Source organism: Pseudomonas fluorescens, assembly GCF_000967965.1.
Classification (GTDB): Bacteria; Pseudomonadota; Gammaproteobacteria; order Pseudomonadales; family Pseudomonadaceae; genus Aquipseudomonas; species Aquipseudomonas grandcourensis.
The window spans coordinates 229,036-241,449 of record NZ_LACC01000017.1 but is presented as its reverse complement, the minus strand read 5'-3'; the positions used below and the strand labels follow the sequence as shown (position 1 = coordinate 241,449).

Below are 12,414 nucleotides of genomic sequence, written 5' to 3'. Positions count from 1 at the left end.
CATGCGGCAGCATTCGGTCATCCACACGCCGAAACTCGGCGACTACGAAGAACTGACCCGGGTCTGGGAGGCCTCGGTACGCGCCACCCACGACTTTCTGCCGGACAGCTACATCGAACTGCTGAAAAACCTGGTGCTGACCCGCTACCTCGACTCGGTGATGCTGATCTGCACCAAGGATTCGAGCCAGCGCATCACCGGGTTCGCCGGCGTCGCGGCCGGCAAGATCGAAATGCTCTTCATCGCCCCCGACCATCGCGGCCAGGGCCTGGGCAAGAAATTGCTGCGCTATGCCCTGGAACACCTGAACGCCAATGAGCTGGACGTCAACGAACAGAACCCCCAAGCCCTCGGCTTTTACTTCAAACAGGGCTTCGAGGTGATTGGACGCTCGGAGGTCGATGGCATGGGGCAGCCGTATCCGTTGTTGCACATGCGGATGCGTCAGGATCAACAACACGCCCAACATGGCTGACACAACACATGACCAATGTGGGAGCGGGCTTGCTCGCGAAAGCGGTGTGTCAGTCGACATCTATGTTGGGTCTGCCGGCCCTTTCGCGAGCAAGCCCGCTCCCACAAAAGCCAAACAGCGTAAATGGAACCGGGATTAACCGGCGCCAGGCAGGTACAATGCCCACCCCCTTTTTGTTACGGCCCTGACATGACTGACCCGATTCGTCTCTCCAAACGCCTCATCGAACTCGTCGGCTGTTCCCGTCGGGAGGCTGAGCTGTTCATCGAGGGCGGCTGGGTCACCGTCGACGGTGTGGTCATCGACGAGCCGCAATTCAAGGTCGACACCCAGAAAGTCGAGCTTGATCCCGAAGCCAAGGCCACCGCGCCGGAACCTGTGACCCTGCTGCTCAACGTGCCCGCCGGCATGGACGCAGACACCGCCATGGCCACCCTCGGCGCCGAGACGCTGAGCGAAGAGCACCGTTACGGCAAGCGCCCGTTGCGCGGACACTTCCTGCGCCTGACCGCCAGCACCGACCTGCAGGCCAACGCCAGCGGGCTGCTGGTGTTCACCCAGGACTGGAAAATCCTGCGCAAACTCACCGCCGACTCCAGCAAGATCGAGCAAGAGTATGTGGTCGAGGTTGAAGGCGAGATGGTGGCCCACGGCCTGAACCGCTTGAACCACGGCCTGACCTACAAGGGCAAAGAGTTGCCGGCGGTCAAGGCCAGCTGGCAGAACGAGAACCGCCTGCGCTTTGCCATGAAGAACCCGCAGCCGGGCATCATCGCCCTGCTTTGCCAGGCGGTCGGCCTCAAGGTCATCGCCATCCGTCGCATCCGCATCGGCGGCGTGTCCATCGGCAAAGTGCCGGTGGGGCAATGGCGCTACCTGTCCGGCAAAGAGAAGTTCTAAGGCTTTTCTCGCCGCCACACATTTCGGCGCCGCGCCTGGCCGCGACGCCCACAGCTGAATATCAGGACTGCCCACATGATTCATAACGACGTACTGCGCAGCGTGCGCTACATGCTCGACATCAGCGACAAGAAAGTCATCGAGATCATCAAGCTCGGCGGCCTGGACGTGACCCTGCCGGACCTGCTGACCTACCTCGACAAAAAAGAGGAAGACGAGGAAGGCTTCGTACGTTGCCCGGACGAAGTCATGGCGCATTTCCTCGACGGCCTGGTGATCTTCAAGCGCGGCAAGGACGAAAGCCGTCCGCCGCAGCCGATCGAAGTGCCAGTGACCAACAACATCATCCTGAAAAAGCTGCGGGTAGCGTTCGAGCTGAAAGAAGACGACATGCACGCGATCCTCAAGGCCGCCGAGTTCCCGGTGTCCAAGCCTGAGCTGAGCGCACTGTTCCGCAAGTTCGGCCACACCAACTATCGCCCGTGCGGCGACCAGCTGCTGCGCAATTTCCTCAAGGGCCTGACCCTGCGCGTTCGCCCGCAGTAAACGCCCGCTGGCCTTGAGCTGCATGCATGCAGCTCAAGGTCGGGCCATATGTCCCCTCATTCCGCGCAAAAATAGTGGCTCCACTTCTGGCAGCTGACGACTAGGGTGTAAAGACCTCAGTTCTCAGGATTCGCCATGCATCCCTACTTCTCCCTGCAAGGCCGCACCGCCCTGGTGACCGGCGGCACCCGTGGTATCGGCAAGATGATCGCCCAGGCCTATGTCGAGGCGGGTGCCACCGTGTACGTCTGCGCCCGCGACGTCGAAGCCTGCCTGCAAACCGCTGACGAACTCGGTGCACTTGGCCGCTGCCGCGCCATCGCGGCCAACCTCGCCACCGAAGAAGGCGTCCTGCAACTGGCCACCCGCCTGGGCGAGCAGATCACTCATCTGGACATTCTGGTAAACAATGCCGGCACCACCTGGGGCGCACCGCTGGAGAGCTACCCGATCAAGGGCTGGGAGAAGGTCATGCAGCTCAACGTGACCTCGGTGTTCAACTGCATCCAGCAGTTCCTGCCCCTGCTGCGCAAGGCCGGCTCCGAAGCGAATCCGGCGCGGATCATCAACATCGGATCGGTGGCCGGGATTTCCTCCTTCGGCGAGCAGGCGTATGCCTACGGGCCGAGCAAGGCTGCGTTGCACCAACTGTCGAGGATTCTGGCGCGCGAACTGGTCAGCCAGCACATCAACGTCAACGTGATCGCTCCGGGACGGTTTCCGAGCAAGATGACCCAGCACATCGGCAACGATGAACAGGCGCTGGCGCAGGACACGGCGCTGATCCCGATGAAGCGTTGGGGTCGCGAGGAGGAGATGGCGGCGCTGGCGATCAGCCTGGCAAGTACCGCTGGAGCCTATATGACCGGGAACATCATTCCGCTGGATGGCGGGTTCAGTCTCTGAAATCGGCGGTGCGGCCTTCGCGAGCAAGTCGGATCGCCGCACCGCCGCTCCCAAAGGGCTCTCGAGCGCACACAAAATTTGTGTCCATCACAAAACCTGTGGGAGCGTGGCTTGCCCGCGATGACGGACTGACAGGCGCCACCGAGCCAAAGGCCGTGTGGGTTATCATGCCGGCCTTAATTCCGCCTCGACCCCAAACCATGACCTACAGCGTTTCCCCCATCGGCTTCGTGCGCTCCTGCTTCAAGGAGAAGTTCGCCATTCCGCGCCAACCCCAACTGGCCCCGGCTGCCCGTGGCGTGCTGGAACTGGTGGCGCCATTCGATCAAGGGGACGCGGTGCAAGGCCTGGAGCAGGTCAGTCACGTGTGGCTGCTATTCCTGTTCCACCAGGCCCTGGAGGAAAAACCTCGCTTGAAGGTTCGCCCTCCTCGCCTCGGCGGGAATAAATCCATGGGCGTGTTCGCCACCCGCGCCACCCACCGCCCCAATGGCATCGGGCAGTCGGTGGTGAAACTGGACAAGGTCGAAGCCGGCCGGTTGTGGATCTCGGGCATCGATCTGTTGGATGGCACGCCGATTCTCGATATCAAACCCTACGTGCCCTACGCCGACATCATCGATACAGCCACCAACAGCATCGCCAGCGCTGCGCCACAGCTGATTCCCGTGCAGTGGATGGACACAGCACTGCAACAGGCTCACGAGCATGCCCAGCGCCTTGCAGAGCCCTTGGTCGAGTTGATCGAGCAATGCCTGGCGCAAGATCCACGCCCGGCCTATCAAACGCCTGCACCGGAGCGGGAGTACGGCGCGCAGTTCTGGGATGTCGATGTGCGTTGGCACTATCCGACACCGGAGCTGATCCGCGTGCTGGAAGTCATTCCCGCGAAAACCTGAACCCCGGAAACAAGAAAGCCCGCGTCACCTTCTCAGGTCACGCGGGCTTTCTTTGTGCTACGCAGCAACTGTAGGAGCTGGCTTGCCAGCGATGAACTCGAATACACCGCGTTTAACCGGTAAACACGCGTTATCGTCGACGACCATCGCGAGCAAGCTCGTTCCTACACGTGACCTGCGGTCACTTTTCGACGAACGCACGCTCGATCAGGTAATCACCCGGCTCGCGCATCCGCGGCGAAACCTTCAGGCCGAAGCTGTTCAGCACTTCGCTGGTCTCGTCGAGCATGCTCGGGCTGCCGCACAGCATGGCGCGGTCGTCCTGCGGGTTGATCGGTGGCAGACCGATGTCGCTGAACAGCTTGCCGCTGCGCATCAGGTCGGTCAGGCGACCTTCGTTCTCGAACGGCTCACGGGTCACGGTCGGGTAGTAGATCAACTTGTCACGCAGCGCGTCGCCGAAGAACTCGTTCTGCGGCAGGTGCTCGGTGATGAACTCGCGGTAAGCGACTTCGTTGACGTAACGCACGCCGTGGCACAGGATCACTTTTTCGAAACGCTCGTAGGTTTCCGGGTCCTGGATGACGCTCATGAACGGCGCCAGGCCGGTACCGGTGCTGAGCAGGTACAAATGTTTGCCAGGCTTCAAGTCATCCAGTACCAGCGTGCCGGTAGGCTTCTTGCTGATGATGATCTCGTCGCCTTCCTTCAGATGCTGCAACTGCGAAGTCAGCGGACCATCAGGCACCTTGATGCTGAAGAACTCGAGATGCTCTTCCCAGTTCGGGCTGGCAATCGAGTAAGCGCGCATAAGCGGGCGGCCGTTGGGCTGTTGCAGGCCGATCATCACGAACTGACCGTTCTCGAAGCGCAGGCCCGGATCACGGGTGCACTTGAAGCTGAACAGAGTGTCGTTCCAGTGATGAACACTGAGGACACGCTCGTGGTTCATGTTGCTCATGTACGTGGGACTCCTGGAGATTTGTCTGCGCGTGTTCGGCGCCTGCTCTGCAAAAAAGCCAGCTCTGCGCAATTGCATCGCATTCTAAAGGCAGAGACAATATCTGTTAAATGGATTATTAAGATAAGGGTTATCGGTTATATCGATATGCGATTTACTCTCCGTCAACTTCAAGTATTCGTCGCCGTCGCCCAGCAGGAAAGCGTGTCCCGTGCCGCGGGCCTGCTCAACCTCTCGCAATCGGCGGCGAGCACCTCGATCACCGAACTGGAGCGCCAGTGTAGCTGCCAGTTGTTCGACCGTGCCGGCAAACGGTTGAGCCTGAACGCCCTCGGTAAACAGCTGTTGCCGCAAGCGGTGGCGCTGCTGGACCAGGCCAAGGAAATCGAAGACCTGCTCAACGGCAAGTCCGGTTTCGGCTCGCTGGCCGTGGGCGCGACCCTGACCATCGGCAATTACCTGGCCACCTTGCTGATCGGCAGTTTCATGCAGCGCCACCCGGAAAGCCAAGTGAAGCTGCACGTGCAGAATACTGCCAATATCGTGCAGCAAGTGGCCCACTATGAAATTGATCTGGGTCTAATCGAAGGCGACTGCAGCCACCCGGACATCGAAGTGCAAAGCTGGGTCGAGGACGAACTGGTGGTGTTTTGCGCCCCTCAGCATCCGTTGGCCAAGCGTGGCACGGCCACCATGGACGAATTGAGCCACGAAGCCTGGATCTTGCGCGAGCAGGGCTCAGGCACGCGGTTGACCTTCGATCAAGCCATGCGCCATCACCGCACTTCGTTAAACATCCGCCTCGAGCTTGAGCACACCGAAGCGATCAAACGCGCGGTGGAATCAGGTTTGGGGATTGGCTGTATTTCCAGGCTGGCTTTGCGCGACGCATTCCGCCGTGGCAGCCTGGTGCCTGTCGAGACGCCGGATCTGGATCTGGCGCGACAGTTTTATTTCATCTGGCATAAACAGAAATATCAGACCTCGGCGATGCGCGAGTTTCTCGATCTGTGCCGCGCCTTCACCGCCGGGGTCCAGCGCAGCGACGAGATCGTGCTGCCGACAATCGCTTAGAGCAGAATCACCGCCCACACCAGGGCAATCATGCTCAATGCCACGAACTGGGCGGCACTGCCCATGTCCTTGGCATTCTTGGACAGCGGGTGCCGCTCAAGGGAAATTCGATCGATGGCCGCTTCCACCGCCGAGTTGAGCAACTCGACGATCAACGCCAACAGGCATACAGCGATCAACAACGCCCGTTCGACCCGGCTGACATTCAGGAAGAACGACAAAGGAATCAGGATGACGTTGAGCAACACCAATTGCCGAAAGGCGGCTTCACCGGTGAAGGCTGCGCGCAGGCCGTCCAGCGAATAACCGGAAGCATTGAGAATACGTTTCAGGCCGGTCTGGCCTTTGAAAGGTGACATAGAGTGGGCAACTGGCAAAAAAGAAGTGGGAAAGCTAGTTCAACCAAAGTCAAAAAAGCGTGAATTTGCCAGCCTTTAATGGCTGGAAATTGACTCAAGTTGTTGCAAGAGCAGCGCGGCCTGAGTCCGGGTCCGCACATTCAGTTTACGGAAAATCGCGGTCACGTGCGCCTTGATAGTGGCCTCGGAAACGCTCAGCTCGTAGGCGATCTGCTTGTTCAGCAAGCCTTCGCAGACCATGGTCAGCACGCGGAACTGTTGCGGGGTGAGGCTGGCAAGACCTTCGCTGGCCGCCTTGGCCTCATCCGAGACGCTGACCGCTTCGAACGCCTGCGGCGGCCAGAACACATCGCCGTCAAGGACTGCACGCACGGCCTTCTGGATCACACTCAAGTCGCTGGATTTGGGAATGAAGCCACTGGCGCCGAATTCACGAGATTTGACCATGATGGTCGCCTCTTCCTGGGCCGAGACCATGACCACCGGAATCTGCGGGTACTGGCCGCGCAGCAGGACCAGCCCGGAAAAACCGTAGGCCCCTGGCATGTTCAGGTCCAGCAGCACCAGATCCCAGTCGGACTTTTCCGTCAGGCGGACTTCCAGTTCGGCGATGCTCGCCACTTCCACCAGACGGACGTCCGGGCCAAGGCCCAGGGTCAGCGCTTGATGCAAGGCACTACGAAAAAGTGGGTGGTCATCGGCAATCAGGATTTCGTATGTGGCCATTTTTCAAATGATCCTGTTTTTCATGGGACGCCCGATGAATTCGGACCTCGCCAAAGCAAGTCAAGACACAGCCACGGAGCTGCACTGACAAGGCACGCTCAACGCAAAAAACGGCGTCGAAAATTCCGACCGCACCCTAATCGGCGCCAAGCATGCCCAGCGAAGCCGGGGTGGTCAAGCAGCATGGCCGGTACACTTTATTGCAGTATTCGCGACAATCAGTCCATCAATGGGGAGACCGACCGGACATAGGGCATCAACTCGGCGTGCGCCGGGGTCGAAACGTTCATGTCCAACTGGTGTTTGGCGTCGAGGTAATGCTGGCTGAACACATCGAAATAGGCGTCCAGCGCCGAAGCGGCGGCGACATCGCCTGCAAGGTCGAGGCACAGCGCCGCCACTTCCGCGGTGCACAGATGCTCGCTGCGGGTCGAGCGGCGCAACCGGTAGCGGGAGAGCTTCTCCGGCAGCAGGCTGAGGATCGGCAATCGATCGAAATAGGGGCTCTTGCGAAAGATCTTTCGCGCTTCGGTCCAGGTCGCATCCAGCAGAATGAACAGCGGGCGCTTCGTGCCATCGACGTCAACGCTGTTTGTCACGCGCTCAGGTTCGACGTACTCACCCGGAAACACCAGGTAAGGCTGCCATTGCGGGTCGGACAACAGCGCCAGCAACTTCGGATCGGTCTCGGTGCGGGACCAGATGAAGGCATGGTTGTCAGGTACCACGTCGGCGATCAGCCAACCGGTGTTGCTCGGTTTGAACACTTCCTTATTGGTCATGATCAGGCACACGCCGGAGCGGGTAGCGACCTGCGGGCGCCATGCGCACAGGCAGTGGCTCTCGATCACCCGGCAGTCACGGCAGCGCGTCGCGCGCCAGCCGCGGGCCTGAATCGGCTTGATGCCCTCCTCCTCACGCTGATCGCGCAAGCGGGCTACGGCATTCAAGGCAAAGCGCGCGGGGGTATGACTCATAGCGGGCAACGCCCACAGAGAAGGGAAATCGACACGAAAAACACTCGACAGGGTAAAAAGTGCCAGCAGTTTACCAGACCGCCCGGCGCAAGCCTGTACCGTCCAGCCCGCCTCCCCTATAATTCGCCGCCACTGAACGCACAGCCACGTGACGGGTCCAACCCCCATCACTGAACCAGGAGAGTTTCATGCTGCGCCTTATCGTTCCTACCGCGGCCATTTTGCTGGCGTCGTCCTTCAGCGCCCAGGCTGCGTCCTTGAAAGACACGGAACTGAACAAAATGCTGCAAAACGTCGCCACCCAGAGCAGCGTCGGCACTCCTCGAGCGATCAACGAAGACATCCTTGATCAAGGCTACACCGTTGAAGGCAAACAGCTGATCAACCATCTGAGCGTGCAGAGCAGCCACGCCGACAAGATGCGTTCAGACCCGAAAGCCGTGTACTTCCAGTTGGGAGCTTCTGTCTGCCGAAACGAAGGGTTTCGCAAGCTGATGGCCAAGGGCGCGATCATGCGTTACGACTTCACCGAGGTGAAGACCAACCGCCCGGTCGGCTCCGCAAGCTTCCAGGAATCGGATTGCCTGCAACCGGCCAAGAAGAAAAAGTAATCACCTGGTATTGGCGCGCCGTTGTTCATCTTCGGCGCGCAGTTCTGCCAGCAGCGCCTGCAAGTAATGTGAACGGCGTTCGCCACCGCGCAAACGCCGGCAGCACTCCTCTTCGAGACTCAAATGATGGGTCTCGGCTGATGACTTCAGCAATCGATACAGTTGCGTATCGATCTCCAGAACGACTCTGGCCATGGTTTCCCGCCTCCCTGCACTCCACTCATGTTTGAGTGATAAATCCTTGAACCGCTTGTACCGTGCGCCTTGCCGTTGACGCAAAGTTGTCGTGTGACACCTGTAACTTAGTAAATCAGAGTGCAGCACATGCGACGTGCGTTCAGACGAGCGGTGAAAGCACCTTGCAAATCGTCAATAAGCGGTTGCCAGGAAAGACTTTGTGGCGCAATGATCAAGGCAACGCAAATCACTGTGAAGGTCTAGATTTCAGGGTATCCACCTATACTTCTTCAAGGCTGGAAAGGGGCTGGCCGTCGCTTGTCGTGTTATGCGAACGTTTCTTTTATCCAAGGGAAAACAGAGCCTGTTTGGATGATCCGATGCCTTTCGGGTCAAGTAGGTCGCCCAGGCATGGGCCTGGGCAGACAGCGACACATGAAGTGTCGTGGCACCGACTTACGTTGTCGGGCCGAGGGTTCTGTGCATAAGGAGAAGTTGAATGCCTTACCAACCGAATGACCTCCTGAGCCGTCATTTTGAAGAAAGCGGCCACGACCTCATCAGCAAGGTCGAAGAACAACTCAAGCTGATTTCACCCAACAGCCCGAACATCCCGATCTACCGCGACATGGTCCTGACCGTGCTGCGCATGGCCCAGGAAGACCACAATCGCTGGAATGCCAAAATCACCCTACAAGCCCTGCGCGAACTGGAACAGGCTTTCCGCGTGCTCGAACAATTCAAGGGGCGGCGCAAGGTCACTGTTTTCGGCTCGGCCCGTACCCCCATGGAACATCCGCTCTACAGCATGGCCCGGGAAATCGGCGCTGCGCTGGCGCGCTCGGACATGATGGTGATCACTGGCGCCGGCGGCGGCATCATGGCCGCCGCCCATGAGGGCGCAGGCCTGACACACAGCCTGGGCTTCAACATCACCCTGCCCTTCGAGCAGCATGCCAACCCCACTGTCGACGGCACGACCAACCTGTTGCCCTTCCACTTCTTCTTCACCCGCAAGCTGTTCTTCGTCAAGGAAGCCGATGCCTTGGTGCTGTGTCCGGGTGGCTTCGGTACGCTGGATGAAGCACTGGAAGTGCTGACGCTAATCCAGACCGGCAAGAGCCCATTGGTACCCGTGGTGCTGCTCGACGCGCCGGGCGGCAAGTTCTGGCAAGGCGCACTGGACTTCATTCACCAGCAACTGGAGGAAAACCACTACATCCTGCCCACTGACATGAAGCTGGTGAAACTGGTCTACAACGTCGAAGAAGCGGTAGAGCATATCAACCAGTTCTACAGCAACTTCCACTCCAGTCGCTGGCTCAAGCATCAGTTCCTGATTCGCATGAATCACACACTCAGCGACCACGCACTCGAACACATGCAGGAGGCTTTCGCCGACCTGTGCCTGAGCGATCACTTCCATCAGCGCGCTTACAGTGGTGAGGAACATGACGAAGCCGAGTTCAGCCATCTGGTGCGGCTAGTCTTCAACTTCAACGCCCGCAATCATGGACGTCTGCGCGAGCTTGTGGACTACATCAACCTGCCGGAAAACTGGGCACAATCAAAACCCCAAGTACAACAACGCACCCGGGAACCGTCAAAGGTTTCATGAGGCATAAAAAACGGCCCGCTATCGAAATAGCGGGCCGTTTCAGTTCAATCATCCATTCCTCGACCACTGAAGAGGCGGTTGATCATTTCCATGGAGTATCCCCGATACGCCAGGAACCTGCCTTGCTTGGCTCGCTCCCGGGCGTCTGCCGGCAATTGCCCGGAGAACTTGCGCCGCCAGGTATCGATCAATTGCTCCTGCCAGTCGAAACCGCTCTCACGCAGGGCGAGTTCAATATCGGTGCGCTGCAGGCCGCGCTGGCCCAACTCTTCACGAATGCGTAAAGGGCCATAACCGGAACGGGCGCGGTAGGAAACGAAACTTTCGAGGTAACGGCTTTCGGACAACAACCCCTCTTCCGTCAACCGGTCGAGTGCTGTTTCGATCATTTCGGGAATGGCGCCGCGCTGACGCAGTTTACGCGTCAGCTCGACACGACCGTGCTCGCGCCGTGCGAGCAGGTCCATTGCAGTTCGCCGCACCGCGACGAGTGTATCGAGTACGGCGGTCATCGCTTCGATCAGATATCAGCGTCAGCCAGGTCGTCTTCGGTCTCTTTGACCGCAGAAGCTTTGGCGTCTGCTACCGACGAAGGGGACAGCAGCTTGTCACGCAGTTGCTTCTCCAGCTTTGCCGCGACTTCCGGGTTGTCTGCCAGGAACTTGGCCGAGTTGGCCTTGCCCTGACCGATCTTGGTGCCTTCATAGGCATACCAGGCACCGGACTTCTCGACGAAACCGTGCAGAACACCCAGGTCGATCATCTCACCGTTGAGGTAGATGCCCTTGCCGTAAAGAATCTGGAACTCGGCCTGACGGAACGGCGAAGCCACCTTGTTCTTCACAACCTTGACGCGGGTTTCGCTACCGACGACTTCATCACCTTCTTTCACCGCGCCAGTGCGGCGGATGTCCAGACGAACCGATGCGTAGAACTTCAGTGCGTTACCACCGGTGGTGGTTTCCGGGCTACCGAACATCACGCCGATTTTCATACGGATCTGGTTGATGAAGATCACCAGGCAGTTGGCGTTCTTGATGTTACCGGTGATTTTACGTAGCGCCTGGGACATCAGACGGGCTTGCAAGCCCACATGCATGTCACCCATTTCGCCTTCGATTTCAGCCTTTGGCACCAGGGCGGCCACGGAGTCGACGATGATCACGTCAACCGCGTTGGAACGCACCAGCATGTCGGTGATTTCCAGGGCCTGTTCGCCGGTGTCCGGCTGGGAAACCAGCAGGTCGTCGACGTTGACGCCCAGCTTGCCGGCGTACTCAGGGTCGAGGGCGTGTTCGGCGTCGACGAATGCGCAGGTCGCGCCGGCTTTTTGAGCCTGGGCGATCACGGACAAGGTCAGCGTCGTTTTACCGGAAGATTCAGGACCGTAGATTTCAACGATACGGCCTTTTGGCAGACCGCCGATGCCGAGAGCAATGTCCAGACCCAGAGAGCCAGTGGAGATGGCCGGGATCGCCTGACGGTCCTGATCGCCCATACGCATTACGGCACCCTTGCCGAATTGACGTTCGATCTGACCCAGGGCCGCAGCCAAGGCTTTCTTCTTGTTGTCGTCCATTAAAGTCCTCACGTAATCAATAAGGCCTGACGGCCAACACCTGTATAAGTAGCCAGTATTATTCCACAGCGATTCCGGATCGCCTACCCCTGATTTGAGATTTCTGCCGCGGCATACCGCAGCAGCCCCTCTAGCGCGGCCCTCACCGTTTGTCGGCGGACGTCGTCGCGATTACCCGGGAAGTGCTGCCGCTCACAGAACACTTGGTCTCCAACGCCCCAGGCCAGCCATACCGTGCCAACCGGCTTGTTCGCCGTTCCACCATCCGGTCCGGCGATGCCACTGACCGCCACGGAGAAATACGCGCTGTTTTTCTTCTGCGCCCCCCGCACCATGGCCTCGACCACCTCGCGACTGACCGCGCCCACGGTGGTGAACAATTCCACCGGGACATCCAGTTGCAGGGTTTTCTGCCGGTTGGAGTAGGTGACATAACCGGCCTCGAACCAGGCCGAACTCCCGGGGATACGGGTGATTGCCTCGGCGATGCCTCCGCCGGTGCAGGACTCCGCCGTGGTGACGTGGGCATTGAGAACCTGCAGGCGTCTGCCGAGTTCGGCGGCGAGCTGGGTGATTTCGTTCACGGTCATCTCCTGATCGGGCGGG

16 protein-coding genes are annotated in these 12,414 nt (G+C 59.3%); 8 read left to right on the top strand and 8 right to left on the bottom strand.

The genetic code is table 11. The features are described from left to right. The first annotated feature begins 1 nt into the window (after position 1). The 5 genes from VC35_RS15320 to tsaA all read left to right on the top strand — a co-directional run bounded on the left by VC35_RS15320 (position 2) and on the right by tsaA (position 3,726). On the top strand, positions 2-475 hold the full coding sequence (locus VC35_RS15320; RefSeq protein WP_046041188.1) for a GNAT family N-acetyltransferase: 474 nt from the start codon (positions 2-4) through the stop codon (positions 473-475). 189 nt (positions 476-664) lie between these two features. Then, positions 665-1,375, top strand: coding sequence for an rRNA pseudouridine synthase (locus VC35_RS15315; RefSeq protein ID WP_046041187.1), 711 nt, complete (start codon positions 665-667; stop codon positions 1,373-1,375). A gap of 75 nt (positions 1,376-1,450) precedes the next feature. Continuing rightward, positions 1,451-1,921: a YehS family protein gene (locus tag VC35_RS15310; protein ID WP_046041186.1), complete on the top strand. Its 471-nt coding sequence runs from the start codon at positions 1,451-1,453 to the stop codon at positions 1,919-1,921. A gap of 135 nt (positions 1,922-2,056) precedes the next feature. After that, complete coding sequence (locus VC35_RS15305; RefSeq protein ID WP_046041185.1) at positions 2,057-2,827, top strand: SDR family oxidoreductase; 771 nt, start codon at positions 2,057-2,059, stop codon at positions 2,825-2,827. Between the two features lie 200 nt (positions 2,828-3,027). Then, a complete protein-coding gene (tsaA, locus tag VC35_RS15300) occupies positions 3,028-3,726 on the top strand; it encodes a tRNA (N6-threonylcarbamoyladenosine(37)-N6)-methyltransferase TrmO (protein ID WP_046041184.1) in 699 nt (232 codons plus the stop codon). A 181-nt stretch (positions 3,727-3,907) separates the two neighbouring features. Here tsaA and fpr read toward each other — a convergent pair whose 3' ends face one another. Continuing rightward, positions 3,908-4,687 (bottom strand): ferredoxin-NADP reductase, encoded by a 780-nt coding sequence (gene fpr, locus VC35_RS15295; protein WP_008054100.1) that lies wholly within the window; start codon positions 4,685-4,687, stop codon positions 3,908-3,910. A 147-nt stretch (positions 4,688-4,834) separates the two neighbouring features. Here fpr and VC35_RS15290 point away from each other — a divergent pair, with 147 nt between their 5' ends. Beyond that, positions 4,835-5,761: a LysR family transcriptional regulator gene (locus VC35_RS15290; RefSeq protein ID WP_046041182.1), complete on the top strand. Its 927-nt coding sequence runs from the start codon at positions 4,835-4,837 to the stop codon at positions 5,759-5,761. On the opposite strand, the gene VC35_RS15285 is transcribed toward VC35_RS15290, so the two are convergent. From VC35_RS15285 to VC35_RS15275, 3 genes are all read right to left on the bottom strand, one after another. Continuing rightward, positions 5,758-6,120, bottom strand: coding sequence for a diacylglycerol kinase (locus VC35_RS15285; RefSeq protein WP_007996906.1), 363 nt, complete (start codon positions 6,118-6,120; stop codon positions 5,758-5,760). The two genes, VC35_RS15290 and VC35_RS15285, sit on opposite strands and share 4 nt — an antisense overlap. A gap of 75 nt (positions 6,121-6,195) precedes the next feature. Then, a complete protein-coding gene (gene erdR, locus VC35_RS15280; RefSeq protein WP_046041180.1) occupies positions 6,196-6,846 on the bottom strand; it encodes a response regulator transcription factor ErdR in 651 nt (216 codons plus the stop codon). Positions 6,847-7,064: 218 nt separating this feature from the next. Then, a complete protein-coding gene (locus VC35_RS15275) occupies positions 7,065-7,823 on the bottom strand; it encodes a tRNA-uridine aminocarboxypropyltransferase (protein ID WP_046041179.1) in 759 nt (252 codons plus the stop codon). A gap of 188 nt (positions 7,824-8,011) precedes the next feature. Between VC35_RS15275 and VC35_RS15270 the strand changes: the two genes are divergently transcribed. After that, positions 8,012-8,434, top strand: a complete 423-nt coding sequence (locus VC35_RS15270) for a PA3611 family quorum-sensing-regulated virulence factor (protein ID WP_046041178.1) — start codon at positions 8,012-8,014, stop codon at positions 8,432-8,434. Here VC35_RS15270 and VC35_RS15265 read toward each other — a convergent pair whose 3' ends face one another. Beyond that, positions 8,435-8,629 (bottom strand): hypothetical protein, encoded by a 195-nt coding sequence (locus VC35_RS15265; RefSeq protein WP_046041177.1) that lies wholly within the window; start codon positions 8,627-8,629, stop codon positions 8,435-8,437. A gap of 481 nt (positions 8,630-9,110) precedes the next feature. Between VC35_RS15265 and VC35_RS15260 the strand changes: the two genes are divergently transcribed. Continuing rightward, positions 9,111-10,229 carry an LOG family protein gene (locus VC35_RS15260; RefSeq protein WP_046041175.1) on the top strand — a complete coding sequence of 373 codons (1,119 nt, stop codon included), beginning with the start codon at positions 9,111-9,113 and terminating at the stop codon, positions 10,227-10,229. Between the two features lie 44 nt (positions 10,230-10,273). Here the strand turns inward: VC35_RS15260 and recX are convergent, their stop codons facing one another. From recX to VC35_RS15245, 3 genes are all read right to left on the bottom strand, one after another. Beyond that, complete coding sequence (gene recX / locus VC35_RS15255) at positions 10,274-10,741, bottom strand: recombination regulator RecX (protein ID WP_046041173.1); 468 nt, start codon at positions 10,739-10,741, stop codon at positions 10,274-10,276. Between the two features lie 8 nt (positions 10,742-10,749). Continuing rightward, on the bottom strand, positions 10,750-11,808 hold the full coding sequence (gene recA / locus VC35_RS15250) for a recombinase RecA (RefSeq protein ID WP_046041172.1): 1,059 nt from the start codon (positions 11,806-11,808) through the stop codon (positions 10,750-10,752). An 83-nt stretch (positions 11,809-11,891) separates the two neighbouring features. Then, complete coding sequence (locus tag VC35_RS15245; protein ID WP_046041286.1) at positions 11,892-12,392, bottom strand: CinA family protein; 501 nt, start codon at positions 12,390-12,392, stop codon at positions 11,892-11,894. Positions 12,393-12,414: the final 22 nt, after the last annotated feature.

Bases quoted from the DNA above. Each gene is read 5' to 3' on its own strand.
- VC35_RS15320 (WP_046041188.1), top strand. From the start codon at position 2: ATGCGGCAGCATTCGGTCATCCACACGCCGAAACTCGGCGACTACGAA.
- VC35_RS15315 (WP_046041187.1), top strand. From the start codon at position 665: ATGACTGACCCGATTCGTCTCTCCAAACGCCTCATCGAACTCGTCGGC.
- VC35_RS15310 (WP_046041186.1), top strand. From the start codon at position 1,451: ATGATTCATAACGACGTACTGCGCAGCGTGCGCTACATGCTCGACATC.
- VC35_RS15305 (WP_046041185.1), top strand. From the start codon at position 2,057: ATGCATCCCTACTTCTCCCTGCAAGGCCGCACCGCCCTGGTGACCGGC.
- tsaA (WP_046041184.1), top strand. From the start codon at position 3,028: ATGACCTACAGCGTTTCCCCCATCGGCTTCGTGCGCTCCTGCTTCAAG.
- fpr (WP_008054100.1), bottom strand. From the start codon at position 4,687: ATGAGCAACATGAACCACGAGCGTGTCCTCAGTGTTCATCACTGGAAC.
- VC35_RS15290 (WP_046041182.1), top strand. From the start codon at position 4,835: ATGCGATTTACTCTCCGTCAACTTCAAGTATTCGTCGCCGTCGCCCAG.
- VC35_RS15285 (WP_007996906.1), bottom strand. From the start codon at position 6,120: ATGTCACCTTTCAAAGGCCAGACCGGCCTGAAACGTATTCTCAATGCT.
- erdR (WP_046041180.1), bottom strand. From the start codon at position 6,846: ATGGCCACATACGAAATCCTGATTGCCGATGACCACCCACTTTTTCGT.
- VC35_RS15275 (WP_046041179.1), bottom strand. From the start codon at position 7,823: ATGAGTCATACCCCCGCGCGCTTTGCCTTGAATGCCGTAGCCCGCTTG.
- VC35_RS15270 (WP_046041178.1), top strand. From the start codon at position 8,012: ATGCTGCGCCTTATCGTTCCTACCGCGGCCATTTTGCTGGCGTCGTCC.
- VC35_RS15265 (WP_046041177.1), bottom strand. From the start codon at position 8,629: ATGGCCAGAGTCGTTCTGGAGATCGATACGCAACTGTATCGATTGCTG.
- VC35_RS15260 (WP_046041175.1), top strand. From the start codon at position 9,111: ATGCCTTACCAACCGAATGACCTCCTGAGCCGTCATTTTGAAGAAAGC.
- recX (WP_046041173.1), bottom strand. From the start codon at position 10,741: ATGACCGCCGTACTCGATACACTCGTCGCGGTGCGGCGAACTGCAATG.
- recA (WP_046041172.1), bottom strand. From the start codon at position 11,808: ATGGACGACAACAAGAAGAAAGCCTTGGCTGCGGCCCTGGGTCAGATC.